The 24,789-nt window shown below is 67.5% G+C and carries 24 protein-coding genes; 19 read left to right on the top strand and 5 right to left on the bottom strand.

All coding sequences use genetic code 11. The annotated features are described in order from the left end of the window. Positions 1 to 11 precede the first annotated feature (11 nt). Genes AB0269_RS09360 through AB0269_RS09330 form a run of 7 tightly spaced genes read left to right on the top strand, consistent with a single transcriptional unit; the run spans position 12 to position 6,804 of the window. Positions 12 to 1,043 carry an amidohydrolase family protein gene (locus tag AB0269_RS09360; RefSeq protein WP_366210938.1) on the top strand — a complete coding sequence of 344 codons (1,032 nt, stop codon included), beginning with the start codon at positions 12 to 14 and terminating at the stop codon, positions 1,041 to 1,043. A gap of 11 nt (positions 1,044 to 1,054) precedes the next feature. Then, positions 1,055 to 1,747, top strand: coding sequence for a 4-carboxy-4-hydroxy-2-oxoadipate aldolase/oxaloacetate decarboxylase (gene ligK / locus AB0269_RS09355; RefSeq protein ID WP_366210937.1), 693 nt, complete (start codon positions 1,055 to 1,057; stop codon positions 1,745 to 1,747). Between the two features lie 3 nt (positions 1,748 to 1,750). Beyond that, the gene (locus AB0269_RS09350; RefSeq protein WP_366210936.1) at positions 1,751 to 2,716 is read left to right on the top strand and encodes an amidohydrolase family protein; all 966 of its coding nucleotides are present in this window, start codon (positions 1,751 to 1,753) and stop codon (positions 2,714 to 2,716) included. Positions 2,717 to 2,718: 2 nt separating this feature from the next. Then, positions 2,719 to 4,119 (top strand): protocatechuate 4,5-dioxygenase subunit alpha/beta, encoded by a 1,401-nt coding sequence (locus tag AB0269_RS09345; RefSeq protein WP_366210935.1) that lies wholly within the window; start codon positions 2,719 to 2,721, stop codon positions 4,117 to 4,119. A gap of 47 nt (positions 4,120 to 4,166) precedes the next feature. Continuing rightward, entirely contained in the window at positions 4,167 to 5,132 is a 966-nt protein-coding gene (locus AB0269_RS09340; RefSeq protein WP_366210934.1) for a Gfo/Idh/MocA family oxidoreductase, read from the top strand. Next, complete coding sequence (locus AB0269_RS09335) at positions 5,129 to 6,103, top strand: aldo/keto reductase (RefSeq protein WP_366210933.1); 975 nt, start codon at positions 5,129 to 5,131, stop codon at positions 6,101 to 6,103. Before AB0269_RS09340 ends, AB0269_RS09335 begins: the two co-directional genes overlap by 4 nt. Next, complete coding sequence (locus AB0269_RS09330; RefSeq protein ID WP_366210932.1) at positions 6,100 to 6,804, top strand: substrate-binding domain-containing protein; 705 nt, start codon at positions 6,100 to 6,102, stop codon at positions 6,802 to 6,804. Before AB0269_RS09335 ends, AB0269_RS09330 begins: the two co-directional genes overlap by 4 nt. Positions 6,805 to 6,820: 16 nt before the next feature. Here AB0269_RS09330 and AB0269_RS09325 read toward each other — a convergent pair whose 3' ends face one another. Continuing rightward, positions 6,821 to 7,846 (bottom strand): LysR family transcriptional regulator, encoded by a 1,026-nt coding sequence (locus AB0269_RS09325; protein ID WP_366210931.1) that lies wholly within the window; start codon positions 7,844 to 7,846, stop codon positions 6,821 to 6,823. On the opposite strand from AB0269_RS09325, the gene AB0269_RS09320 reads away from it, so the two are divergent. Genes AB0269_RS09320 through AB0269_RS09305 form a run of 4 tightly spaced genes read left to right on the top strand, consistent with a single transcriptional unit; the run spans position 7,845 to position 12,430 of the window. After that, positions 7,845 to 9,176 (top strand): MFS transporter, encoded by a 1,332-nt coding sequence (locus AB0269_RS09320; protein ID WP_366210930.1) that lies wholly within the window; start codon positions 7,845 to 7,847, stop codon positions 9,174 to 9,176. The genes AB0269_RS09325 and AB0269_RS09320 overlap by 2 nt on opposite strands. Positions 9,177 to 9,203: 27 nt before the next feature. Continuing rightward, positions 9,204 to 10,832, top strand: a complete 1,629-nt coding sequence (locus AB0269_RS09315) for an amidohydrolase (protein ID WP_366210929.1) — start codon at positions 9,204 to 9,206, stop codon at positions 10,830 to 10,832. Positions 10,833 to 10,863: 31 nt separating this feature from the next. Beyond that, entirely contained in the window at positions 10,864 to 11,976 is a 1,113-nt protein-coding gene (locus AB0269_RS09310) for an alcohol dehydrogenase catalytic domain-containing protein (protein WP_366210928.1), read from the top strand. 10 nt (positions 11,977 to 11,986) lie between these two features. Beyond that, positions 11,987 to 12,430 carry an Lrp/AsnC family transcriptional regulator gene (locus AB0269_RS09305; protein WP_366210927.1) on the top strand — a complete coding sequence of 148 codons (444 nt, stop codon included), beginning with the start codon at positions 11,987 to 11,989 and terminating at the stop codon, positions 12,428 to 12,430. A gap of 36 nt (positions 12,431 to 12,466) precedes the next feature. Here AB0269_RS09305 and AB0269_RS09300 read toward each other — a convergent pair whose 3' ends face one another. From AB0269_RS09300 to AB0269_RS09290, 3 genes are all read right to left on the bottom strand, one after another. Continuing rightward, positions 12,467 to 13,813, bottom strand: coding sequence for an aldehyde dehydrogenase family protein (locus tag AB0269_RS09300; RefSeq protein ID WP_366210926.1), 1,347 nt, complete (start codon positions 13,811 to 13,813; stop codon positions 12,467 to 12,469). Continuing rightward, positions 13,810 to 14,859 carry a homoserine dehydrogenase gene (locus AB0269_RS09295; protein WP_366210925.1) on the bottom strand — a complete coding sequence of 350 codons (1,050 nt, stop codon included), beginning with the start codon at positions 14,857 to 14,859 and terminating at the stop codon, positions 13,810 to 13,812. The genes AB0269_RS09300 and AB0269_RS09295 overlap by 4 nt, the downstream gene beginning before the upstream one ends. Positions 14,860 to 14,992: 133 nt before the next feature. Next, positions 14,993 to 16,021, bottom strand: coding sequence for an Lrp/AsnC family transcriptional regulator (locus tag AB0269_RS09290; protein WP_366210924.1), 1,029 nt, complete (start codon positions 16,019 to 16,021; stop codon positions 14,993 to 14,995). Positions 16,022 to 16,156: 135 nt separating this feature from the next. Here AB0269_RS09290 and AB0269_RS09285 point away from each other — a divergent pair, with 135 nt between their 5' ends. From AB0269_RS09285 to AB0269_RS09250, 8 genes are all read left to right on the top strand, one after another. Beyond that, on the top strand, positions 16,157 to 16,909 hold the full coding sequence (locus AB0269_RS09285) for an amino acid ABC transporter ATP-binding protein (protein WP_366210923.1): 753 nt from the start codon (positions 16,157 to 16,159) through the stop codon (positions 16,907 to 16,909). A 29-nt stretch (positions 16,910 to 16,938) separates the two neighbouring features. Further along, positions 16,939 to 17,790 carry an amino acid ABC transporter permease gene (locus AB0269_RS09280; protein ID WP_366210922.1) on the top strand — a complete coding sequence of 284 codons (852 nt, stop codon included), beginning with the start codon at positions 16,939 to 16,941 and terminating at the stop codon, positions 17,788 to 17,790. A gap of 31 nt (positions 17,791 to 17,821) precedes the next feature. Beyond that, entirely contained in the window at positions 17,822 to 18,802 is a 981-nt protein-coding gene (locus AB0269_RS09275; RefSeq protein ID WP_366210921.1) for a transporter substrate-binding domain-containing protein, read from the top strand. A 118-nt stretch (positions 18,803 to 18,920) separates the two neighbouring features. Beyond that, positions 18,921 to 19,913: an alpha/beta hydrolase gene (locus AB0269_RS09270; protein WP_366210920.1), complete on the top strand. Its 993-nt coding sequence runs from the start codon at positions 18,921 to 18,923 to the stop codon at positions 19,911 to 19,913. A gap of 84 nt (positions 19,914 to 19,997) precedes the next feature. Next, positions 19,998 to 20,750, top strand: a complete 753-nt coding sequence (locus tag AB0269_RS09265; RefSeq protein WP_366210919.1) for a 3-oxoacid CoA-transferase subunit A — start codon at positions 19,998 to 20,000, stop codon at positions 20,748 to 20,750. Beyond that, entirely contained in the window at positions 20,747 to 21,382 is a 636-nt protein-coding gene (locus AB0269_RS09260; RefSeq protein ID WP_366210918.1) for a 3-oxoacid CoA-transferase subunit B, read from the top strand. Before AB0269_RS09265 ends, AB0269_RS09260 begins: the two co-directional genes overlap by 4 nt. Beyond that, positions 21,379 to 22,545, top strand: coding sequence for a thiolase family protein (locus tag AB0269_RS09255; protein ID WP_366210917.1), 1,167 nt, complete (start codon positions 21,379 to 21,381; stop codon positions 22,543 to 22,545). Before AB0269_RS09260 ends, AB0269_RS09255 begins: the two co-directional genes overlap by 4 nt. 121 nt (positions 22,546 to 22,666) lie before the next feature. After that, positions 22,667 to 23,452: an IclR family transcriptional regulator C-terminal domain-containing protein gene (locus tag AB0269_RS09250; RefSeq protein ID WP_366210916.1), complete on the top strand. Its 786-nt coding sequence runs from the start codon at positions 22,667 to 22,669 to the stop codon at positions 23,450 to 23,452. Between the two features lie 98 nt (positions 23,453 to 23,550). Here AB0269_RS09250 and AB0269_RS09245 read toward each other — a convergent pair whose 3' ends face one another. Next, a complete protein-coding gene (locus AB0269_RS09245; RefSeq protein WP_366211455.1) occupies positions 23,551 to 24,693 on the bottom strand; it encodes an MFS transporter in 1,143 nt (380 codons plus the stop codon). Positions 24,694 to 24,789 lie beyond the last annotated feature (96 nt).

The raw sequence follows: 24,789 nt of genomic DNA, 5'->3' as shown, positions 1-24,789 counted from the left end.
GACGACACACGTTGATCATCGACATCCATGGCCATTACACGACCGCCCCGGCGCAGCTGGGCGCCTGGCGCGACCTGCAGATCGCCTTCGCCGGCGGCAAGGGGGATGCCCCGAATCCCGCGGACCTCAAGATCAGCGACGACGACATCCGCGAGACGATCGAGGCCAATCAGCTGAGGCTCATGAACGACCGCGGCAGCGACATCACCGTCTTCAGCCCCCGCGCCTCGTTCATGGCCCACCACATCGGCGACTTCGCCGTCAGCGAGACCTGGGCCCGTATCTGCAACGACCTCGTCGCCCGCGTCTCGCAGCTGTTCCCCGACCGCTTCCTCCCCGGCGCGATGCTGCCGCAGTCTCCTGGCGTCGACCCCAAGACGACGGTCGCAGAGCTGACCCGCGCCGTCGAGGAACTCGGCGTCGTCACCGTCAACCTCAACCCCGACCCATCCGGCGGAAAGTGGTCGGCCCCGGCGCTCACCGATCGCGCCTGGTACCCGATCTACGAGAAGCTCGTCGAGTACGAGCTGCCCGCCATGGTGCACGTGTCGACCACCTGCCGCCCCGACGTGTTCCACACCACCGGCGACCACTACCTCGGCGCCGACACGACCGCGTTCATGCAGCTGCTCAAGGGTGACCTGTTCCGCGACTTCCCCGACCTCAAGCTCGTCATCCCGCACGGCGGCGGCGCCGTCCCGTACCACTGGGGCCGGTTCCGGGGCCTGGCGATGGCGCTCGGCAAGCCCGAGCTCGAAGAGCACCTGCTGAACAACGTCTACTTCGACACCTGCGTGTACCACCAGCCGGGCATCGACCTGCTCACCGACGTGATCCCGACGAAGAACATCCTGTTCGCCAGCGAGATGATCGGCGCCGTCCGCGACGTCGACCCCCGCACCGGGCACTACTTCGACGACACCAAGCGCTACGTCGACGCCACGACCAACCTGTCCGACGCCCAGCGCGAAGCGGTGTTCGAGGGCAACGCCCGCACCGTCTACCCGCGTCTCGACCGCGCGCTCAAGGCCCGCGGACTGTGAAAGAGAAGAACATGCGACTGAACAATCTCGGCATCGTCCGCACCAGCATCCAGCGCCCCGACCCCGACGACGTCGCCCGTCTGTCGGAGTTCGGCGTAGCGACCATCCACGAGGCCATGGGGCGCGTCGGCCTCATGCGTCCCTACATCCGGCCCGCCTACAAGGGAGCTGCGCTCTGCGGCCCTGCCGTCACCGTGCTCCTGCAGCCCGGTGACAACTGGATGTTCCACGTCGCTGCCGAGCAGGTGCAGGAAGGTGACGTGATCGTCGCCGGCTGCACCACCGAGAGCGAGGACGGCTTCTTCGGCGAACTGCTCGCCACCTCCCTCACCGCCCGCGGCTGCAAGGGCCTGGTCATCGACGGCGGCGTCCGCGACGTCGCCGACCTCGAGAAGATGGACTTCCCCGTCTTCTCCCGCGCGATCAACTCCAAGGGCACGGTCAAGGCCACGCTCGGCTCGGTCAACGTCCCCGTCGTCGCGGCGAACGCCCTGGTCAACCCGGGCGACGTCGTCGTCGCGGATGTCGACGGCGTCGTGGTCGTGCCCCGCGAGCTCGTGGGTGCGGTGGCGGATGCCAGCCGCAAGCGCGAGGACAACGAGGAGTCCAAGCGGCAGAAGTTCCGCGAGGGCGTGCTCGGACTCGACCTGTACGGCATGCGCGAGCCGCTCGCGGCCGCAGGTCTCGAATACGTGGAGGACTGACGGATGTCGCACACGCAGGCCACGCACGGCGAGACCACCGGTCCCTTCACGAAGACCGAGGGCTGGCTGGACTGGTACGACGGGCCCACGAAGCCGGCGTTCGTCCTGCCCGAGGGCGCGGTCGACGCGCACTGCCACGTCTTCGGGCCCGGCGCCGAGTTCCCGTACGCACCCGAGCGCAAGTACACCCCGTGCGATGCCTCGGCCGAGCAGCTGTTCGCCCTGCGCGACCACCTCGGCTTCGACCGCAACGTCATCGTGCAGGCCACCTGCCACGGCGCCGACAACAGCGCCCTCGTGGACGCCCTGAACCGCAGCGAGGGTCGGGCCCGCGGCGTCGCGACCGTGCGCCGCGACGTCACCGACGAGCAGCTCGCCGAGCTGCACGCGGCCGGCGTCCGCGGCGTCCGCTTCAACTTCGTCAAGCGTCTCGTCGACCGCGTGCCGACCGACTCGCTCGAGGAGATCGTCTCGAAGATCGCGCCGCTCGGATGGCACGTCGTCATCTACTTCGAGGCCGAGGACCTCCCCGAGCTGTACGACTTCTTCTCCGGCATCCCGACCGACGTCGTCGTCGACCACATGGGCCGACCCGACGTCACGAAAAACGTCGACGGAGAGGAGTTCGCGCTGTTCCTGCGGTTCATGCGCGAGAACCCCAACGTGTGGACCAAGGTCTCGTGCCCCGAGCGCCTGAGCGTCACCGGCCCACGCGCACTCCCTGAAGAAATCGGAAACGGCGAGCAGCACGCCTATCAGGACGTCGTGCCGTTCGCCCGCCGCGTGGTCGAGGAGTTCCCCGACCGCGTGCTGTGGGGAACCGACTGGCCGCACCCCAACCTCAAGGACCACATGCCCGATGACGGGCTGCTGGTCGACTACATCCCTCAGATCGCGACGACGCCCGAACTGCAGCGGAAGCTGCTCGTGGACAACCCCCGCCGCCTCTACTGGCAAGAAGGAGAATGACCATGGCACTCGACAAGCCCTACAAGGACATTCCGGGCACCACCATCTACGACGCCGAGCAGGCGCGCAAGGGATATCACCTCAACCAGTTCGCGATGTCGCTCATGAAGCCGGAGAACCGTGAGCGGTTCCTGGCCGACCAGGCGGCGTACCTCGACGACTGGAAGCTGACCCCCGTGCAGCGCCAGGCCGTGCTCGACATGGACATGAACACCATGATCGAAGAGGGCGGCAACATCTACTTCCTCTCGAAGATCGGCGCCACGCACGGGCTGAGCTTCCAGCAGATGGCCGGCTCCATGACCGGCATGAGCGAGGCCGCCTACCGCGACATGATGGTCGGCGGCGGGCGGAACCCGAAGGGCGCCCGCCTGAAGGATCTGGATGGGTGGACGCCGCCGTCGACGGAGAAGGCGACGACGATGCGGCCGGATGCTCCGGCGAAGTACACCTCGGCCCTGTTCACCTCGCACGTGCCGGCGATCGGCGCCGCGATGGACCTCGGCAAGACCGAGGAGCCGTACTGGAAGCAGGTCTTCGACGGGTACCAGTGGACCCGCAAGTGGGCCAAGGAGAACACCCCTGACGTCGTCATCCTCGTCTACAACGACCATGCGACGGCGTTCGACGCGTCGATCATCCCGACGTTCGTGCTGGGCACGGGCGCGGAGTACCCGGTCGCGGATGAGGGGTACGGTCCCCGCCCGGTCCCGGACGTGCAGGGCTACCCGGAGTTCGCAGCGCACTTGGCGCAGTCGATCATCCAGGACGACTTCGACCTGACCCTGGTGAACGAGATGGTCGTCGATCACGGCCTGACCGTTCCGCTGTCGCTCGTGTACGGCGAGCTGGGTTCGGATGAGCAGTGGCCGGTGCGGGTCATCCCGCTCGCGGTGAATGTCGTGCAGTACCCGGTTCCGTCGGGTCGTCGCTGCTACGAGCTCGGCAAGGCGCTGCGCCGTGCGATCGACAAGTGGGACGGCGAAGAGCTCAACGTGCAGATCTGGGGCACCGGCGGTATGAGTCACCAGCTGCAGGGTCCGCGTGCGGGTCTGATCAACAAGGAGTGGGACAACGCGTTCCTCGACCACCTCATCGCCGACCCGCTGGGTCTGACCGAGTGGCCGCACATGGAGTATGTCGACGAGGCGGGCTCCGAGGGCATCGAGCTCGTGGACTGGCTGATCGCCCGCGGCGCGATGGACGACCAGTTCGACGGCGAGGCCCCCTCCACGGACCACCGGTTCTACCACGTGCCCGCATCCAACACCGCCGTCGGCCACCTCGTCCTGAGCAACCCGGTCGGGCGGACCGACCTCGCCGAGGACCCGGCCACGGCAGAGATCCAGGACGAGGCGCCCGCCCCCGAGCCCGCGGAGACCGCGGCAGTGGCGAACGCCTGACATCCTGATATCGACCGCCTGACATCGAAACGCGAGAAGGAGAGCGAATGACCGACAAGATCCGCGTCGCCGTCGTGGGCGCGAACGGCGCCTTCGGCATGAAGCACCTGGACGGCCTTCAGAACATCGAGGATGCCGAGGTGACCGTGGTCGCCGCGACCTCCCAGGAGAAGGCGGATGCCGTGGCGCAGCAATACGGCGTCGCGAACGCCGTCGTAGGTCTCGAGGGCGTCCTCGAGCGCGACGACGTGGATGCCGTCATCCTCGCCACCCCGACCGGGCTGCACGCCTCGCAGACGCAGGCGGTGCTCGCCGCCGGCAAGCATGTGCAGGTCGAGATCCCGCTCGCCGACTCGCTGGCGGATGCCGAGGCCACGCTCGCCGCGGCCGAGGCGGCAGAAGCCTCCGGGCTGGTCGCCATGGTCGGACACACCCGCCGCTTCAACCCCTCGCATCAGCTCGTGCACGACCGCATCCAGGCGGGCGAGTTCGCCGTGCAGCAGATGGACGTGCAGACCTACTTCTTCCGTCGCACGAACACGAACGCCAAGGGCGAGAAGCGCTCCTGGACCGACCACCTGCTCTGGCACCACGCCGCGCACACGGTCGACCTGTTCGCATACCAGGCGGGCAAAATCGTCGAGGCGCATGCGCTCCAGGGGCCGATCCACCCCGAGCTCGGCATCGCGATGGACATGTCGATCCAGCTGAAGAGCGAGACCGGCGCGATCTGCACGCTGTCGCTGTCGTTCAACAACGAGGGCCCGTTCGGCACCTTCTTCCGCTACATCGGCGACACCGCGACCTACATCGCCCGCTACGACGACCTGTTCACCGGCAAGGAGGAGCAGATCGACGTCTCGAACGTCGCGGTCAGCATGAACGGCATCGAGCTGCAGGACCGCGAGTTCATCGCCGCGATCCGCGAGGGCCGTGAGCCGAACTCGTCGCTGCGCCAGGTGATCGACTGCTACCGCGTGCTCGGACAGCTGGAGGAGCAGCTCGCGTCATGATGCTCCCCCGTATGGGCCTCGGCTGCATGAACCTCAGCCACGCGTACGGCATCCCGCCGTCGCCGGAGGAAGGTCTCGCCGTGCTCCGCGGCGCGCTGGATGCCGGCATCACCCACCTCGACACCGCGACGCTCTACGGCGGCGGCCGAAACGAGGAGCTGGTCGGTCGCGCCCTGCGGGGACGCCGCGACGAGGTCGTGCTGGCCAGCAAGTGCGGGATGGCGATCGTCGACGGCGTGCGCCGGATCGATGGCCGGCCCGAGACGCTGCGGGCGCAGGTGGATGCCTCGCTCGCGCGGCTCGGCGTCGACCGCATCGACCTCTACTACCTGCACCGGTGGGACAAGGAGGTGCCCATCGCCGACAGCGTCGGGGCGATGGTCGAGATGGTGGAGCAGGGCAAGATCGGCGCCATCGGCCTGTCGGAGGTGTCCGTCGCACGGTTGCGCGAGGCGCAGCAGGTCGCCCCGATCGCCGCGGTGCAGAACGAGTACTCGCTGTGGACGCGCAACGCCGAGCTCGGGATGCTCGAGGCGACGGCGGCCGACGGAGTCGCGCTGGTCGCATTCTCGCCGGTGGGGCGAGGATTCCTCAGCGACTCGGTCGGGAACCCTTCCGAGCTCGCGGAGAAGGACATCCGCCGGCCGATGCCGCGCTTCTCTTCTGACAACTGGCCGGCGAACGCGGCGCTGCTGCCGGCGTGGCGATCGTTGGCGGCGGAGGCAGGCGTCACGCCGGCACAGCTCGCTCTCGCGTGGCTGCTCTCACGCGGCGAGCACGTCGTGCCGATCCCCGGGACGACGAGTCTCGCGCACGCGATCGAGAATCAGCAGACGCTGTCGCTGTCGGTGGATGCCGCGCTGCTGGCGCGCGCCGGCGCGCTCATCAACCACGACACGGTGACCGGACCGCGGTACGCGCCTCAGGCGACCGGTGAGGTCGACGCCGAGACCTTCGAGGACGCGGCATGAAGGCGATCTCGTCGATGGCGACCAGGCATGTGCTCGCCGACCTGACGGCGGCGGCCGCTGCCGAGCGACTGGCGCGCGTTGATGTCGAATCGGTCGGGGGAGTGGACGCTGCTGAGCGCGTGGCCGCCGGGGAGGCGTTCGACCTCGTCTTCCTCGCATCCGGAGCGATGTCGCGCCTCGCCGCCGACGGACATGTGGATGCTGCGACGGTCACGCCGCTCGTGCTGTCGCAGGTGGCGGTGGCCGTGCCATCCGGCTCGTCCGAGAAAGCGGTCCGGCCGGAAGGCCCGGCTTTCGCCGATGCGGCCGGAATGCGCGATGCGCTGCGGGGCGCGAGCAGGATCGGCTATTCGACCGGGCCCAGCGGGACCGCGCTGGTGAAGATGATCGACGACTGGGGTATGAGCTCCGAGATCGGCGATCGTCTCGTGCAGGCACGACCGGGCGTTCCCGTGGCCCGCGCCTTGGCTGAGGGTGACGTCGACTTGGGGTTCCAGCAGCTCAGCGAGCTGGTCGGACAGCCGGGGGTCCGCATCCTCGGCGTCATGCCGGACGACTGTGCCATCGACACTGTCTTCGCCGGAGGAGTGGCGACGGCATCCGTCGATCAGGCCAGGGCGCGCAAGGTTCTGAGCTTCTTCGCCTCCGCGGCGGTCGCCCCGATCAAGACGCAGCACGCGTTCGGGGTGCCTGCAGGGTGACCTCGTACCAGTGCCGTCAGTCGAACGTGTCCCTCTTAAACGAGCCTTTACCGTCTGCATTCGGCAGCCACACATCGAGCGCTCGCATCTGCGAGCGCATGAACTGGCCGAATTCGTCGACCAGGTGAGCGATCTGCGAGTCGGCATAGTGCGAGGGATCCCAGCCCGCGTAGGACTGCACCAGCAGCGGTCTTCCCTCATGGACGACGTTAGTGGCGACCAAGCCGAAGCGCAGATCCTCGACGACGAGTGCCGGTTCCTTTCGCGCCGCGGCGTGCGCCTGCGCGAGGGTGCCGTTCGAGACGAGGGTCGTGTCGAGCACGAGTCCTGCGGACATCGCCACCTGCATCACGTGGCGGGAGACAGCAGATCCCGATCCGGGCATCACCAGCGGGCTGTCAGCGATCGCACGCAGCTCGATGCTGTCACGGCCTGAGAAGGGATGCCCGGGCGGAACCACGCATCGCACCCCGACATCGACCAGATGGCGCGAACGCAGCCCCTCGGGCGGCGGAGCAGTCGTCACTGCGACGTCTGCTCCGTTCTGCAGCTGCTCGTACACCCGGTCCGGCGTCACGGGGCGGATGTCGGTGATCGGCCCTCCCCTCGCAACGAAGGGCGCGACAAGCCCGTCCACCGAGGTTTCGGGACAGGCTACGGCGAAGGCTCGATCATGAGCGACGACCTCGTTCATGACATCCTCGGCACGCCGGCCGCGGGTGACGAGATCCCGGGCGAGCGGCTCGAGTCGTCTGCCCGCCGTCGTCAACGTCATGCCCTGGGTCGTTCTTCGGAACAAAGGAGCACCGACCTCTCGTTCGAGTGCGACGAGTCGTCTCGAGAGGGTCGGTTGGGTGAGGTAGAGCTCGGCGGAAGCAGCCGAGACAGAGCCAGTATCGGCGATCGCGAGGAATGAATCCAGATCACGGAGTCGGAACATGCAAGAAGTGTATTGCGAAACGCAATTTCGGCATTGGACGCGTCTGGCCCCAGGCGCGAGTCTGGTCGTATCTGAATCTTCATTCAAGAGCAAGGAAGCCATGAACAGCACACCTCAGGCAACGATGCCCACTCTCGAGGAACGGTCCCGGCAGCGCAAGTCCATGACCGGCGCCTTCATCGGAACGATGATCGAGTGGTACGACTTCTTCGTGTTCGGCACGGCCGCAGCACTCGTCTTCAGCCGAGTCATCTATCCCGATATCGCGCCAGGCGCCGCGCTGCTGGCGTCTTTCGCGACGTTCTGGGTCGGCTTCCTGATGCGACCGGTCGGCGGGATGGTGTTCGGTCATTTCGGTGACAGGCTCGGACGGAAGAACGTCCTGGTGATCACCCTTGTAATCATGGGCGCAGCCACGGCTCTCATCGGTGTGCTCCCCACGTACGGGCAGATCGGCGTCCTCGCGCCGATCCTCCTCGTGATCTTGCGTGCAGCACAGGGTTTCGCCATCGGAGGCGAGTGGGGCGGAGCGGTGCTCCTGGCGACTGAGAACGCACGTGCCGAGAAGCGCAGTCTCGCCGGCGCCTGGGTGCAGCAAGGAGCCCCCGCCGGTTCGATCCTCTCGACGCTGATGTTCCTCATCGTCGGTACGCTTCCCGATGAGCAGTTCCTGACGTGGGGGTGGCGCATCCCCTTCCTGCTGTCGGTGGTGCTGGTCGTCGTGGGCCTCGTGCTGCGCGTCAAGGTCGAGGAGTCGCAGGACTTCGTCGAGACGAAGAAGCAGCATAAGACCGTCAAGGCGCCGCTTCTCGTGGCCGTGACGACGGCCCCGAAGATCGTGGCACTGAGCGTCATCGCATCGATCATCGCCGTAGCCGGCGCCTACTTTAACAACACGTTCCTCCTGGCCTGGACGACGACCGAGCTCGCGATGGATCGACAGATCATCCTGAACATCCTGCTCGGCCTCGCGATCCTGCAGTTCGTATGGCAGCCGATTGCGGCGCGCATCGCGGAACGGGTCGGCGCGACGAAGGTGATGATCTACGGTCTGATCCTCACCGTGCTAGGAGTTCCTTTCATGTTCATGGCGATCGCGGCGGCGTCGCCGACCTGGATCGCTGTGACGCTCGCTGTCAACGTCATCGGTACCACCGCCTACTATGCGCTGGTGGCACACGCGCTGGCGCAGGCGTTCCCGGTCGCGATCCGCTACTCGGGGCTGTCATTCAGCTATCAGCTGTCCGCGATGCTCATCGGTGGATCCACTCCGCTGATCGCGCAGTGGATCCTGAACTCGACCGGGGGCAACCCGTGGGCCGTCGCAGCCTTCTACTCTGTGCTCCTCATCGCAACCGCCGCCGGCGTGGTGGGGCTCTCCTCCGCATCGCGTCGCCGGGCTGAGAGAGACGGCGATCACTTCACCGCCTGACGCCGCACCAACGGAGGACGAATGAGCATGAGAATCGATACACTCTTCACGAACGGCCGGATCCGGACCCTTGATCCTGATCGGCCGACAGCGAATGCGATCGGCGTGCTGAACGGCCGCATCATCGGGCTCGATGAAGAGGTCGAAGGTGCGATCCCGGATCGTATCATCGACCTCCGTGGGCGTCCGGTGCTGCCGGGCTTCCACGACGCGCACAACCACCTGTCGCTGACAGGCGCTCGCCTCGCGGCGATCGATCTCCGTCCGACTATTGTCCGGTCTCTCGACGCGCTGTACCTGGCGGTCGAAGAGTATGCCAGTGAACACCCCGACGAGAAGTGGATCCGCGGATCTGGCTACGACCAGAACCTATTGGGCGGTCATCCGACGGCCGAAGGGCTCGATCGGGCGTCGGGCGGGCGAGCGGTGATCATCGAGCACGTCTCAGGACACATGATCGTCGCGAGCACGAAGGCGTTCGAGCTCGCCGGCTACGCGGACCGCCGTGATGTCCCCGATGTCGATGGCGGCGGCATCCCTCGTGATACCGATGGCCGAGCGCTCGGGCTTCTGCAGGAGCAGGCCACGCAGCTGATCAACCGGCTCGTGCGCCCAGTGCCGCTCGACGAGGTGCAGCGCAACATCGAGCTCGCGAGCCGGCAGGCTCTGAGCTACGGACTGACGTCGGTCACGGAGCCCGGCATCGGGGCTACCGACATGCTCGGGAACTCCCCGGTCGACTTCCACTCGTACCAGACGGCGATCGAGGACGGAGTGCTCGGCGTTCGCGTCACGCTCATGCCGTTCATGTCGACGCTCCACGACATCGACCGCATGCCCGAGTGGTTGGGGCTGGACCTCGGATTCCGGACCGGTTTCGGCGATGACTTCCTGCGCATCGGACCCGTGAAGGTGGCGTCGGACGGCTCGTTCATCGGAAGATCCGCAGCTATGCACCGCTGCTACCTGGGTGAGGCCGACAACGTGGGCGTCCTGATTCACGAACCGGACCGCCTGGAGGACTTCATCGTCCGCGCCCACGCGTCGGGATGGACGGTCGCGACTCACGCGATCGGCGACAGAGCCGCCGACCACGTGCTCGACGCGATCGAGGTGGCTCAACGACGTCACCCGCGACCAGACGTGCGACACCGGATCGAGCACTTCGCCCTCGCCGACGATGATCGCGTGCGTCGTGCGGCCGCGCTCGGTGTGATCCCGGTGCCCCAAGCCGCGTTCCTCTCCGCTTTCGGAGATGGCATGGCGGCGGCTGTCGACCCGGCGCTGCGCGATCAGATCTATCGCGTGAAGTCGCTCGCTGATGCCGGCATCGTGCTGAACGGCTCGAGCGACTCACCGGTCAGCGATGCGAATCCGCTGACCGGCATCCGCGACATGGTCCTCCGCCGGACCGGGTCGGGTGAGCTCATCGGTCCCGACGAGCGGATCAGTGTCGAGGACGCTGTGCGCGCCTACACTTACGGCTCCGCGTACGCTGTCGGGGAAGAAGCCGAGAAGGGCACCCTCGAAGCCGGAAAGCTCGCTGATTTTGCGGTGCTCACGGAGGACCTGTTCGAGATCCCGCCGGAACGGATCACAGACCAGCGCGCGGTGGCGACCGTCGTCGGCGGCGAAGTCCGACACGGTGAACTGTGATCGTTTCTAGACAAGAGCAAGAAGGTAAGGCATGCGCGTAACCGGAGCAGTCCTGGAGGAGATCGGACGCGAGCGTCCGTATGCAGGATCGATGCCCATCAGCGTCACCGAGCTGGACCTGAGCGAGCCGGGCCCTACCGAGGTGCTCGTGCGGATCGAGGCCGCCGGGGTCTGCCATTCGGATCTGTCGGTGGTGGACGGCAGCCGGGTGAGACCCACTCCGATGCTGCTGGGGCACGAGGCGGCCGGGGTCGTCGTCGCCGCTGGCGCGGAGGTCGGCGACCTGGAGCCCGGGCAGCGCGTCATCATGACCTTCCTGCCTCGTTGCGACGACTGCCCGGGATGCGCCACCGATGGCCGGCTGCCCTGTGAGAACGGCACGCGATCGAACAACGCCGGCACGCTCCTTCACGGGTCCGCGCACCTGTCCCGCAACGGCGAAGCGGTCTTCCACCATCTGGGCGTCTCGGGGTTCGCCACGCACGCCGTCGTCGACCGCGCATCGCTCGTTCCCGTCGGCTCGGATGTTCCGCCCGACGTCGCAGCCGTGCTCGGATGTGCCGTTCTCACCGGCGGAGGCGCACTGCTCAACAGCGTGCGACGGGCCGCGGGGGAGACCGTCATGATCGTCGGGCTCGGCGGTGTCGGCATGTCCGCCTTGATCTCGGCCGTCGCCGAGGACAAGGGCGATGTGGTCGCCGTCGACAATCTCCCGGAGAAGCTCGAGCTAGCCCTCGAACTCGGGGCGTCGGCGACCTATACACCCGCTGAGGTCGCCGAACAGGGGATCAAGGCGCACCATGTGCTGGAGTGCGCCGGTCACCCGCGCGCGTTCGAGACTGCGCTCGAAGCGACCAGGCCGGGCGGACGCACGGTTACGGTGGGTCTGCCGAATCCGCAGGCGCGATCCTCCATCTCGCCGCTGACGATCACGGCCGAAGCCCGCACGATCATCGGCAGCTATCTGGGCTCCGCGGTGCCGGCACGGGACATCCCCCGTTTTGTGGAGTGGTGGCGTGCAGGGCGCCTGCCCGTGGAGAAGCTCATCACCCGCAGAATCCGTCTGGGCGAGATCAACGAAGCGATGGACGAGCTCGCCGAGGGCCGTGCCGTGCGCCAGGTGATCGTGTTCGAAGACGAGTAGCGGTCGAGCAATGCGCGGCATCGACTCCATCGATCGGCAGCTGATCGCAGCGCTGTCCCGAAATGCGCGGACCTCGCATGCGGACCTCGCGACGCACGTGAACCTGTCTCGCAACGCCGTGCGCCAGCGCGTCGAACGCCTCGAACGCGACGGCATCATCCGCGGATACACGATCCTCCGGGGATCACATGAGGCGCGCCCGGTGACCGCGGTGATCTTCATCGACCGGCACGATCGGATGCGCGGCGGTGACGTTCTCCGGGCGCTTCTCGACATCCCGGAAGTCATCGAGGCGGACATCATGACAGGAGACTTCGACTTGCTTGTGCGTGTCGAAGCCGCGTCCAACGATCGTGTGCAGGAGATCTGGCAGCAACTCGCTGCGCTGCCGGGCGTGGCCAACACGGTCACGTCGGTGTCGCTCTCCCCGGTCGTGCGACGCTCGATCATGTGAGGGCGCCGACGCTGACGCCGAACGCGCCGATCATGCTCACAGGTTGAGCGCGACGACCTTCGGCTGGGTCATCTCCTCGTACGCGAACCGCACGCCTTCACGTCCCATCGACCCGTACTTCGCGCCGCCGAACGGCATCGCGTCGATGCGATAGTCGGAGGAGTCGTTGACCATCACGCCGCCTGCCTCGATCCCGTCCGCGAAGCGCATGGCCCGGATCAGGCTCGTCGTGAAGACGCCCGCGTGCAGGGCGAAGTCGATCTCGTTCGCGAGGACGAGCCCGTCGTCATCGCTGTCGAACTCCTGCAGGATCACAATGGGAGCGAACGCCTCCTCGGCCCACAGCGCACAGTTCAGCGGTACATCTTCGAGAACCGTGGGCGTGTACCACCGTCCTCGTCGGATGTTCCCGGTGAGCAGCTGTCCGCCGTCAGCCATCGCCTGCGCCACCATCCGCTGTGCGCGCTCGGCTTCGTGCTCGGTGATCATCGGACCCACGTCCGTCCGCTCGTCATGCGGATCTCCCGTGATGAGCGCTTCGGCAGCGGCGACGAACTGCGCGCGGAACCGCGCGTACACGGGCCGCTGGACCAGAAGCCGCTGCGCACCCACGCAGTTCTGTCCGGCAGCCCAGAACGCGCCGGAGACGCAGTCCGCGACCGCCCGATCGATGTCCGCGTCGTCGAGCACGATCACGGGTGCGTTCCCTCCCAGCTCCATGGTCAGCTTCTTGATTCCGGCTTCCCGGGTGATGGCCTCGGCGGTGCGGAAACCGCCCGTGAAAGAGACCATCCGCACATCGCGCTGGCGTACCAGCGCTGCCGACAGCGCCGTGTCTCCGTGCGCGATCGTGACGACTTCGGGAGGCAGGCCGGCCTCGAGGAGCAGATCGACGAGGAATTGCGCGGTGCGCATGGAATGCGGAGAAGGCTTGAGGATCACCGCATTGCCGCCGGCGACGGCGGGCCCGACCTTGTGCGCGACCAGGTTGAGTGGATCGTTGTACGGCGTGATGGCGAGAATGATCCCGAGCGGCTCCCGGGTGAACCATCCCCTCCGGTTCTCGCTGCCGGGGTACGCGTCGAACGCCACGACCTCGCCGGCGTTGCGACGGGCCTCTTCCGCAGACAGAGACAACGTCGTCTGCGCGCGCCGAGCTTCCTTTCTCGCCTGACGGATGGTCTTGCCTGCTTCGGCGACGATGACGGCAGCTGCGTCCGTCTCGCGTTCGTGCAGCAGGTCAGCTGCGCGGTCGAGAATCTGGTGGCGCTGCCGACGGGGAAGCGCTCGTGCGATCGAGCGGCCCGTGCGTGCACGATCCATCAGCGAGTCCGCCGCACCATCGGTCGTCGCCGACGAGGCGGTGCTCTGCGCAAGCGTCATGCCCGTACCTCCGGGGAGGAGGTGCGGGAGATGTCGATGATGTCGGAGAGGATTGCGAACGCTGTCTCGCGGCGTCCGGCACCGGGCCCGGAGACGCTCACCGTCCCGAGCATCTCCGTCTCGAATGTGACAGCGTTGGTGGCGCCATCGATGCCGGCCAGCGGATGCTCCATCGGCAGCCGTTGCGGTGCGACGCGTGCGTCGATCGTGCCGTCTGCGCGCCGCGCCGCTGATCCGATCAGCTTCCAGCGGTGCTGATCGGCGGCGGCATCGACGATCTCCGCCGGCGTGAGTGCTGCGATCCCCGTCGTGTCCACGTCATCGGGCGCGATCGGGACGCCCAGTACGGCACCTGCGAGGATGGCGACCTTCAGGCGCACGTCGTCGCCGCCGATGTCTGCCGAGGGGTCCGCCTCCGCATAGCCGAGGCCCTGCGCTTCTGCGATAGCCGCGTCCATGCTCAGCCCGGCCTCCATACGGCCGAGGACGAAGTTGGATGTGCCATTCAGGATTCCAGCCACCGCACGCACTCCTGACCCGGCGAGCAGATCAGCGGCGAGTCGCAGCACCGGCGTGCCTGACATGACGGTGCCCTCATAGGCGAGGCGGACGCCACGCCGGCGCGCGATATTTTCCAGCTCGCCGAGGTGCGATGCAATCGGTCCCTTGTTCGTGGTGGCGACGTGCTTTCCGGCTTCCAGCGCCCAGCGCACGTGAGAGGTCGCGGGCTCGCCGCCGGCGGGGTTCGTATAAGTGGCCTCGACCACGATGTCAGCGGGGCACTCGGCGATGACGCGCGCATTATCCGCTTCGGAAGATCCGCCGGGGCGGGTGGCGAAACTCGATCCGGGGGGCATGGCGAGCACCGCGGTGAGGTCGATGCCTTCCGGCTGCACCAGGCTGCCGAGGCGGAGGTCGGTGATCGCGACGACCTCGAGCGTCACCCCCGCCTCATCGCGCAGCCGGTCCGCATCGCTGATGAGCGTCTCGGCAAGTGCGCGATTGACGTTTCCGAAGCCGATGAGGGCGAGGCGGTGTGTTGGCATGCGAAGGCTCCGTGGGATCGGTGACGATGACCTTCTCATGTTCGCGTCATCCGGTGTCAGCGGAGCATGTCGATTCCGCCAATCTGACTGCTGAATCGACCGTTGTTCTGCGTCGGTGAGGCTCCCTGCGTCCTCAGTCTTCGACCCAGCGGCGCAGGTCCGGATATACGGTGATGACCTCGTCCGTCCATCTCTCGTCGTCGGTCATCAGACGTGTGTGGCGCTTCACGGCCAGCGTCGACAGCTGCGTCTCGTGCACCTCGAGGGACGGGCAGATGGATCGCAGCTCGGACAACACGGTGTCCAGGGCGGCCATGGACGTCACGTTCGCGAGCAGCATCACGTTCGACCTTCCGGTCATGATCGTCAGCAAGCCGATCCAGTGCAGCGACGAGTGGCGACTGCGCAGAGCCGGGAGTTCGTCGTCGGCGATCCGACACCAGAGGAACACCGATCGGGAGCGCGGTGCGACCGGATCGGCGATCATGGTCAGGAAGTCCAGGTACCCGGCGGTCTGCAAGCGGGTGATCCGACGCGACACAGTGCTAGGGCTTCGGGCGAGCCTGTCGGCGAGGGTGGTGATATCCGCGCGGCCATCGAGATTGAGCTGGTGCCACAGCTCGAGGTCGAAGTCCTTCGCCCGGGTGGAGTCGACAAGGGTCGTCGTCGCGGGATCCCGCGGGGTGCGCAGCTTTCCCAGTTCGGAGCGGGAGAGGACGTCCAGTCGCTCGGACAGGCCGATGTCGAGTGCTTCGACGATCGTGTACACGTCGGCCTGCACGATCTCGCGGATGTGCGCGATGCCTTCCTGAGCATCGTGCCAGGGGGCGGCGGCGTCACGGCCCATGAGCAGGGCATACACCTCGAAGGCGCCGTCCGCGACCCGGACCAGTCCGGCTTGTGGCCAGGCAGCGACCTGTCGCGCGGCCTGCAGCGCCTGACCTGGCAGCGTGCGTATTCGCAGATGGGCCCAGTAAACGCGTTCGAGCAGGCGCGGACCGAGCGTGGAGGTGACACGGATGTGGCCGGCCTCGCGAAGCTGCTCGTACCGGCGGATCAACGTGCGCGCATCCGTGCCGAGGGCGCTCGCGAGGGTGGACCATGGCGCCCGCGGTGCTTCCTGCAGGGCATGGGCGATACGGAGATCTGCCTCGCTCAACATGCCGGGATCATACATATCGATGCCCTATTTCCGCAATTATCACGCAAACTCAGGATTCAAAACGGAAACTGACCGGAAAGTGGAACGAAACTCAGACCGAAGGATGACGTGGACACGAGAGATCAGACAGCGCCCATGGTGCGCATCCGAGACCTGCACAAGGTCTATGGCGACTCGCATGTTCTGCGCGGTGTCGACCTCGATGTCGCACGCGGTGAGGTCGTATGCATCGTCGGACCTTCGGGTTCCGGCAAGTCGACAATGCTTCGCTGCGTCAACATGCTCGAGACACCGACCCGCGGATCGATCGAGGTCGACGGCGAGCGCATCGGAGTGGATGTGCGCGGCGGTGCACTGAGCGAACTGACGCCCAAGCGGCTCGCGCGTCAGCGCGAGCACATCGGGATGGTTTTCCAGCACTTCCATCTGTTCCCGAACCGCACGGCAGCGGAGAACGTCATGGAGGGCCCGATCGTCGTCGCGGGCCGTGATCGCCCTGTCGCGCGGCTTCGGGCGTTCGATCTTCTCGACCAGGTGGGTCTGTCCGCGCACGCCGAGAAGTACCCGGCTCAGCTGTCGGGAGGCCAGCAGCAGCGCGTGGCGATCGCCCGTGCGCTGGCGATGGATCCCAAGGTCATGCTGTTCGATGAGCCCACCAGCGCCCTCGACCCGGAACTCGTCGGAGATGTGCTGAGCGTGATGCGACGCCTGGCGGAGACGGGGATGACGATGATGGTCGTCACCCATGAGATGGGCTTCGCGCGCGAGGTTGCCGACCGCGTCGCGTTCTTCGACCATGGTCGCATCATCGAACAGGGATCGCCGGCAGAGGTGCTGCGCGATCCGCAGCACCAGCGCACTCGCGACTTCCTGGTGAGGGTGCAATGACGACCTCGATCCCTCACGAGGAGGCACCTGTGACCGAGACCGTCAACATTCCCGTTCCCGTCGAGGACAAGGTGGCCCCACGGCCCCGCCCGGGACGATGGGCCGCGTATGCCGCCATCGTCCTCGTCGTCGCGCTGCTCCTGGAGAGCGTGCTGACGAACGCCAACTGGCGCTGGCACATCGTCGCCGAGTACCTCTTCGACATCAACGTGCTGCGGGGTCTCGGGATCACGGTGCTGCTGACGGCGGCATCGATCCTGTGCGGGCTGCTGCTGGGATCGGCGATCGCCGGACTGCGACTGTCGCAGAGCAGGTTCCTGTCGGGGTTCGCCAGCTGGTACATCTGGTTCTTCCGCGGCGTGCCGGTGATCGTCCAGGTCATCTTCTTCGTGTACCTCGCTCAGCTGTATCCCGTCCTCTCGCTCGGGATCCCGTTCGGGCCGGCGTTCGTGCATTTCGACACCAACATCCTCATCTCGCCCATCGTCGGCTGCATCATCGGGCTGACCCTGAACGAGTCGGCGTACATGGCCGAGATCATCCGCGGCGCCGTGGCTTCGGTGCCGCGCGGGCAGCGTGAGGCAGCCGCAGCGCTCGGCATGACGCCGTGGCAGATGCGTCGTCGAGTGCTCGCGCCGCAGCTGCTGCCGATCGCGCTGCCGCCGTTCTTCAACAACGTCATCTCAATGACGAAGACGACCGCGGTCGTCATCCTCGCCTCGGTCACCGATCTGTTCTCGGCCGTGTCGCAGATCGCCGCCCGCAACTTCCAGCAGGTTCCGCTGCTCCTCGTGGCGACGTTCTGGTACCTGGCGCTCACCGCCGTCATCACGATGCTGCAGATCCTGATCGAGCGCCTCATCACCCGCCACACGCGATGACTTTCGCCTTGCCCCGAAAACCCATTCAGATATGGAGAACCACACAATGAAGTGGAAGAAGTTAACCGGTGCGGCCTTGGCCGCCTTGCTGGCAGCGGCAGCCCTTACGGGATGCGCCGCCGCTATCGACCCGTCGGCGACCGCGCCGGCGGATGGCGTCGGATCGTGCGAGCCCTTCCCTTCGGGGGATCCACTGGCCGCGCCGGAGCTGACGCACGAGGATGAGGTCGCGGATCTCACGGCGGACCTCTCCGCAGACATCCCTGAAACGCTTCGAGTAGCCGTGATGCCCGACTTCCCTGGCGTCAACTTCGACAGCGACGGCGAACGTCGGGGATTCGAGCCCGACCTGCTGCGTGCCGCGACCGAGCGAATCGGAGTCGACCTGAAGTTCGTGCTGTCCAACTCTCCGCTGTCTGAAGTGGAGGCGGGCCGCGCCGACGCGATGGCCGTCTTCCTGAACGATACGCTCGAACGGCAGGCGCTCGGAGCGTTCTTCATCGACTACATGGAAGCCGGCGTGTCGGCGATCGTTCCCGAATGCAATCCTGATCAGATCACCGAGGCTCGCGACCTCTGCGGCAAGAAGGTCGCTGCTGGCGTCGGAACCGTGCAGCTCACCCAGCTCACCAGCGCCGACGCACCGGACTCGTACGTCAAGCTGTGCCAGGATGCCGGCCTGGACGCGCCCGTGCTCGTGGAGTCTCAGACGACGGAGGCAGCGGTCACAACGGTGCAGGCTGGCCGTGCTGACGCTCTGGTCATCGACACGCCTGTCGCGACGGCGATCGCGCAGAGTTCCGACGGAGCGCTGACGCTCGCATACTCCGCAACCGTCGAAGGACAGCCCATCGCGGTGTTCCTGTCACCAGTGGTCGAATCGCTGGCGGAGCCGCTGGCTGCCTCGTACCAGTCGCTGATCGACGACGGCACCTACGAGACGATCCTCGGCCAGTACAACATCGACACCGGGCACGTCTCCGAGATCACCATCAACGGCGCCACTCGCTGACGCCGCCCTCCGTCCCCTGCTCCTCTCGAAGGGCAGGAGCAGGGGACGGATAAACGTCCGAACGCGACCAGCAGTGCCCGACGTCGCGTCGAAGAGAGCCATCTGAGGAGCAGTGATCATGTCGATCGGCGACGTCACGGAACTGATCACCCCATATGCGCACGCAGCCTGGCTCGTGCACACCCGCGAACCCAGTCGCGAGACGAAGGAGATCATCGAGCCGCGGATCATGCAGCTGCGTGCCGAGTACCCCATGGCACCCGGCATCGAGCTGGAGTACCTCGACGACGCCACCCCGGCTGACATCCTGCGCACGGATCACATCGCGCGAACAGGCGCGCCGGTCACCGTGTATCGCGACCCGCTGTCGCATGCGTTCGAAGACCGCCTGGTCTTCTCCGTGCACGGTGGCGGCTACGTGCGGGGCAACGGCCCCTACAGCCGATGCGGCGCAATGATTCATCTTCGCGAACTCGGCTTGCCGGCCGCGTGTCTCGACTATCGCCTCCTGCCTGAGCATCCGCTGCCGGCAGCGCTGGACGATGTCGAAGCGGCCTGGCGGCTGCTGACGGACGAGCTCGGATATGCGGCCGATCGCATTCTGCTCGCCGGCGACTCCGCCGGCGGCCAGCTCGCCCTGTCGCTTGCGCTTCGTCTGCGCGATGCCGGGGAGCAGCTGCCGATGGGGATGGCGTTGTATTCTCCCGCGGTCGATCTGTCGTTCACGTCACCCAGCCATGTCGCCAATGTCGGCCGTGACACGATCTTCCCGCAGGGTCTTGTCGGATACGGCACGCCGAACGCGGGGGGAGCGGATATCGCCGAGCCCGACTTCTCGCCCGTGAACGGCGACATGCGGGGTCTACCGCCCACCTACCTCTGCGCAGAAGACACCGAGGTGATGGCGTCTGACACCCTTCGTGCCGCAGAGCGTATGGCGCTCGGCGGCGTGGAGATACGCTGCCACATGTTCCACGGCCTTTGGCACGCATTCCCCGTGATGCATCCTGCTGAGCCGTTGCCGCCGGAGTCCTCGCTGGTGTTTGCTGAGATCGCAGAACTCTTCGGGCTACCCGGGCCCCGCGCTGGGCGCCTTCCGAAGCTTCCCTGAAGGCCTCGCCGCTGCAGGTCACAGGCGCTAGAATGGTCGCAAAGCGAACGCACGTTCGCACAGCGAACGTCGCGAGGAGGCGCAGTGATCGACAAGACCGTGGCGGATGCGGCATCCGCCGTCGCCGACATCCCCGACGGCGCGACCGTCATGATCGGCGGATTCGGCCGCGCCGGCCAGCCCGTCGAACTCATCGACGCCCTCATCGCGCACGGCGCGAAGGACCTCACGATCGTGAGCAACAACGCGGGCAACGGCGACACGGGTCTCGCGGCACTCCTCGCCAAGGGGCTGGTCGGCAAGATCCTCTGCTCCTTCCCTCGGCAGAGCGACTCGTGGGTGTTCGACGACCTGTACCGCGCCGGAAAGATCGAGCTGGAGCTCGTTCCGCAGGGCAACCTCGCCGAGCGCATCCGCGCCGCCGGCGCAGGAATCGGCGCGTTCTTCTCACCCACCGGTGTCGGCACCGAGCTCGCGACCGGCAAGGAGGAGCGCGTCATCGACGGCCGCCGCTACGTGCTGGAGTACCCGATCAGAGCCGACTTCGCACTCATCAGCGCGCTGAAGGGCGACCGTTGGGGCAACCTCGTCTACCGCGAGACCGCCCGCAACTTCGGACCGATCATGGCGACCGCCGCGACGACGACCATCGTGCAGGCCGATGAGATCGTGCCGCTCGGCTCGATCGACCCCGAAACCGTCGTGACCCCCGGCATCTTCGTTGACCGCATCGTCTCGGTCGGCGAGCGACGGTGGCTGCACGGCGGCGAGTTCGTCGGCGGCGTCGACCTGGAAGGCCGGGCCCTGGATGCCGCAACAGGAGAGGCCGCATCATGAGCACCCGGATCACCCGCGACGACCTGGCCGCGCGCATCGCCGCCGATATCCCCGAGGGGGCGTTCGTGAACCTCGGCATCGGCGCACCGACCCTGGTCGCGAACTACCTGCCCGAGGATCTCGAGATCATTCTGCACACCGAGAACGGGCTGCTCGGCATGGGCGGCGCGCCCGCCGAGGGGCAGGTCGATCCCGACCTCATCAACGCCGGCAAGCAGGCGGTCACCGCTGCTGCGGGAGCCGCGTACTTCCACCACGCCGACTCCTTCGCGATGATGCGCGGGGGACACCTCGACGTCTGCGTTCTCGGAGCGTTCCAGGTCGCGCAGAACGGCGACCTCGCCAACTGGTCCACCGGCGCACCCGGGGCCATTCCTGCCGTCGGCGGCGCCATGGACCTGGCGATCGGAGCCAAGGACGTCTACGTGATGACCGACCTGCTCGCCAAGGACGGCTCCTCCAAGCTGGTCGCCGAGTGCACCTACCCGCTCACCGGCGTCGGCTGCGTCAGCCGCGTCTACACCGACCACGCCGTCTTCGACGTGACGCCCGAGGGCTTCCGGGTGCGCGAGGCGTTCGGCGAGAATACGGTCGAGTCCCTTTCAGAGCTGACCGGGTTGGAGCTGCGATGACCACGTTCATCTACGACGCCGTGCGCACACCGTTCGGGCGTGCGGGCGGCGCGCTCGCCGGCATCCGCCCCGACGATCTCGCCGCCACGGTCATGCGCGCGACGATCGAGCGCACCGGACTGGATGCCGCGCGCATCGACGACGTGATCTTCGGCGATGCGAACCAGGCGGGGGAGGACAACCGCAACATCGCACGGATGGGCGCGCTGCTCGCGGGCTTCCCGACGTCCGTGACCGGCGTGACGGTGAACCGGCTGTGCGCGTCGAGCGTGGAAGCGGTGATCCAGGGGTCGCGGGCGATCGAGTCGGGGGATGCGTCGCTGATCCTCGCCGGTGGGGTGGAGTCGATGAGCCGGGCCCCGTTCGTCGTCGAGAAGTCCGCGAAGCCGTACCCGGCCACCGGCAACCAGACGATGTGGAACACCGCGATCGGTTGGCGGATGACCAACAAGGCGCTGCCGACCGGGTGGACGATCTCGAACGGCGAGGCGGCGGAGAAGACCGCCACCACGTGGGAGATCAGCCGAAAAGATCAGGATGCCTTCGCCGTCCGCTCGCACGACCTGGCCGCTGCGGCCTGGGCGGCAGGGGTCTACGACGGCGAGATCGTCCAGGTCCAGGGCGCCGAGCTCGCCCGTGATGAGGGCATCCGTGACGGGTCGACGGTAGAGAAGCTCGCCGGGCTGAAGGCGTTGTTCGCCGAGGACGGCACGGTCACCGCCGGAAACTCCTCGTCGATCAACGACGGCGCCTCCGCCGTGCTGCTCGGCGCCGAGGGCGTCCTCGACATCGAACCGCTGGCGCGCATCACCGGCCGCGGCGCGCACGGCGTCGACCCGGACGAGTTCCCGACCGCGCCGATCGAGGCCGCGAACAAGGCCCTCGCCCGGGCCGGACGCACCTGGGCCGACGTCGACCTCGTCGAACTCAACGAGGCGTTCGCGTCGCAGTCGCTCGCGTGCCTGCGCGGCTGGCCGGAGCTGGACCCCGAGAAGCTCAACATCCACGGCGGAGCGCTCGCGATCGGGCATCCGCTCGGAGCATCCGGCGGCCGCATCATCGGCCATGCCGCTCACGAACTCGCCCGTCGCGGCGGAGGTGTCGCTGTCGTCGCGATCTGCATCGGCGTCGGCCAGGGCCTCGCCGTCGTGCTCGAGCGGTGATCAGGGCCGCGCGGATGGGAGGAGATCTCACGCTCGGGCGGGGGAATCCAACCCCAGGCTCCTCCCGACCGAGAGTTCTCCTCCCGATCGTGCGGGCGAACGCCGACGGTAGGGTTTCGATGTGACCGAATCGGATGCCGCTCCCGCCGTGAGTGCCGATTTCGTGCAGTCGCTGGCGCGCGGTCTCGCCGTGATCCGCACGTTCGACGGCGAGCCGGCCGAGTTGAGCCTCGCCGAGGTCGCCCGCCGGGCGGACATTCCGCGGGCCGCGGCGCGCCGGTTCCTGCGGACGCTCGATCAGCTCGGCTACGTCCGCGCGACGGCGGATGCCCGATTCGCCCTCACCCCGCGCGTGCTCGAGCTCGGCTACGGCTACCTGTCGTCGCTGTCGCTGCCCGAGATCGTGCAGCCGCACCTGGACGCGCTGTCGCATGAGGTCGGTGAGTCCGTGTCGGTCGCCGTGCTCGACGGCGTCGAGATCGTCTACGTCGCGCGCGCAGCGGCCCGCCGCATCATGAGCGTGCGCATCACGATCGGCACCCGGTTGCCGGCGGTCGTGACCAGCATGGGGCGGGTCCTTATCGCCGCGCTGCCGGATGCTGCGACGGTGCTGGACGCCGCAGAGCTCGTCGCCTACACCCCGCGCACCCGCGTGGATCGGGGGGCGCTGGTCGCCGAGATCGACCAGGTGGGGCGCCAGGGCTGGGCGATGGTCGACGGTGAGCTCGAGGACGGACTGCGCTCGATCGCGGTGCCCCTGCGCACCCGTGCCGGAGTGGCGGCGGCGCTCAATGTCTCCACGAGCACGGCCCGGGGCGCAGCGGATGACGTGCGCGCCGAGCTGCTGCCCGCGCTGCAGGCGACGGCATCCCGCATCGAAGCCGAACTCGCCGCCGCCCGCGTCTGAGCGGGGTAGCGCGAAACGGGACTTGCCGCGCGAGACAGGTCGTGCCACGGCCTGTCTCGTCGCGCAAGACCTGCTTCGGGGAGCCCGGCGCGCTCACTTCACCTCTCGAGCACGAACCGGTCGCGGCCGGCGAAGAACCCGACCGCCCCCTGCAGCGTCATGCTGACGAGCAGGATCACCAGCGAGATCGTCCAGCTGCCGGTGAGGGCGTGCACGGCGCCGAACAGCGCGGGGCCGATCGCCGCGATCGCATAGCCGACCGACTGCGACATGCCCGAGAGCGCCGACGAGGCGGTGTGGTCGCGGGCGCGATCGGCCATCAGCGTCAGCGAGACGCCGAGCGACAGTCCGGAGAACACCCCGAGCGGCACGACCCACAGACCGATCCCGTCGGGCCACACCATGAGGCCCGCGATGCCGATGATGCCGAGCACCGGCAGCATCCCCGGCGTGAGCCGTGAACCGCGACCGCGCATGAGCAGTGCGACCGCGAGCGATCCGACGAGCGAGAAGATCTGATAGACCATGACGTCGACGCCCGCGAGGGCGGGGCTGCGACCGGTGTCGACCGACATCGTGGCGATCCAGGTGACGAGCACGTAGAACGTCGTGGACTGCACGCCCATGTAGGCGGCGACCTGCCAGGCCACCGGATCGCGCCAGATGCCCAGGCGCCGCGCGCCGGATGCCGTCGCCGCCTGCCGCTCGTGACGCGTCGCCCGCCACCAGACGAACAGGGCGAAGGGCGCGAGGGCGGCGCCGGTCACCAGCAGGGCGAGTCGCCAGCCCGCGGCAGGGTTACCGGTGACGTCGGCGATCGGCACGGCGAGACCGGATGCCACGGCTCCCGCCCCGCCGAGGATCGCCGAGTACACCCCCATCATCATCGGCACCCGCAGCGGGAAGTCGCGTTTGATCACGGCTGGGAGCAGCACGTTGCCGACGGCCAGCGCGACGCCGATCAGCGCCGTGCCGATCCACAGCCAGACGCTCGAGCCGGGGATCGACCGCACCAGCGCACCGACGGCGAGCAGGCACATGGCGGCGAGGACGGCTCCGCCGAGACCCAGCCTGCGACCGAAGCCGTGGGCGAACGGCGAGACGATCGCCCAGGTGATGAGCACGATCGTCGAGAGGGAGCCCAGCAGGGCCAGCGGGATGCCGGTGTCCGCCGAGATGCGGTCGATCACGGGCCCGACGGCCGTGACCGCCGGACGCATCAGGGTCGCGACGAGGCACAGGGCGATGATCGCCGCGACGGCGCGGCGAGATCCAGTGTCCGAGATGTCCGTGTCCCTCTCTAGCGCCGGCGGTGATGGTTCAGGTCGCACTTTCTG

The organism is Microbacterium sp. NPDC077644 (assembly GCF_040702785.1).
In the GTDB taxonomy this organism is placed as follows: domain Bacteria; phylum Actinomycetota; class Actinomycetes; order Actinomycetales; family Microbacteriaceae; genus Microbacterium.
The sequence above is the reverse complement of the archived record's forward strand: the minus strand, read 5'-3'. Positions and strand labels throughout refer to the sequence as shown.

Excerpts from the sequence above, each read along its gene's own strand:
- AB0269_RS09285 (WP_366210923.1), top strand. The coding sequence starts at position 16,157 with ATGGTGCGCATCCGAGACCTGCACAAGGTCTATGGCGACTCGCATGTT.
- AB0269_RS09340 (WP_366210934.1), top strand. The coding sequence starts at position 4,167 with ATGACCGACAAGATCCGCGTCGCCGTCGTGGGCGCGAACGGCGCCTTC.
- AB0269_RS09335 (WP_366210933.1), top strand. The coding sequence starts at position 5,129 with ATGATGCTCCCCCGTATGGGCCTCGGCTGCATGAACCTCAGCCACGCG.
- AB0269_RS09260 (WP_366210918.1), top strand. The coding sequence starts at position 20,747 with ATGAGCACCCGGATCACCCGCGACGACCTGGCCGCGCGCATCGCCGCC.
- AB0269_RS09255 (WP_366210917.1), top strand. The coding sequence starts at position 21,379 with ATGACCACGTTCATCTACGACGCCGTGCGCACACCGTTCGGGCGTGCG.
- AB0269_RS09310 (WP_366210928.1), top strand. The coding sequence starts at position 10,864 with ATGCGCGTAACCGGAGCAGTCCTGGAGGAGATCGGACGCGAGCGTCCG.
- AB0269_RS09305 (WP_366210927.1), top strand. The coding sequence starts at position 11,987 with ATGCGCGGCATCGACTCCATCGATCGGCAGCTGATCGCAGCGCTGTCC.
- AB0269_RS09325 (WP_366210931.1), bottom strand. The coding sequence starts at position 7,846 with ATGGCTTCCTTGCTCTTGAATGAAGATTCAGATACGACCAGACTCGCG.
- AB0269_RS09320 (WP_366210930.1), top strand. The coding sequence starts at position 7,845 with ATGAACAGCACACCTCAGGCAACGATGCCCACTCTCGAGGAACGGTCC.
- AB0269_RS09295 (WP_366210925.1), bottom strand. The coding sequence starts at position 14,859 with ATGCCAACACACCGCCTCGCCCTCATCGGCTTCGGAAACGTCAATCGC.
- AB0269_RS09315 (WP_366210929.1), top strand. The coding sequence starts at position 9,204 with ATGAGAATCGATACACTCTTCACGAACGGCCGGATCCGGACCCTTGAT.
- AB0269_RS09330 (WP_366210932.1), top strand. The coding sequence starts at position 6,100 with ATGAAGGCGATCTCGTCGATGGCGACCAGGCATGTGCTCGCCGACCTG.
- AB0269_RS09300 (WP_366210926.1), bottom strand. The coding sequence starts at position 13,813 with ATGACGCTTGCGCAGAGCACCGCCTCGTCGGCGACGACCGATGGTGCG.
- ligK (WP_366210937.1), top strand. The coding sequence starts at position 1,055 with ATGCGACTGAACAATCTCGGCATCGTCCGCACCAGCATCCAGCGCCCC.
- AB0269_RS09270 (WP_366210920.1), top strand. The coding sequence starts at position 18,921 with ATGTCGATCGGCGACGTCACGGAACTGATCACCCCATATGCGCACGCA.
- AB0269_RS09275 (WP_366210921.1), top strand. The coding sequence starts at position 17,822 with ATGGAGAACCACACAATGAAGTGGAAGAAGTTAACCGGTGCGGCCTTG.
- AB0269_RS09290 (WP_366210924.1), bottom strand. The coding sequence starts at position 16,021 with ATGTTGAGCGAGGCAGATCTCCGTATCGCCCATGCCCTGCAGGAAGCA.
- AB0269_RS09350 (WP_366210936.1), top strand. The coding sequence starts at position 1,751 with ATGTCGCACACGCAGGCCACGCACGGCGAGACCACCGGTCCCTTCACG.
- AB0269_RS09345 (WP_366210935.1), top strand. The coding sequence starts at position 2,719 with ATGGCACTCGACAAGCCCTACAAGGACATTCCGGGCACCACCATCTAC.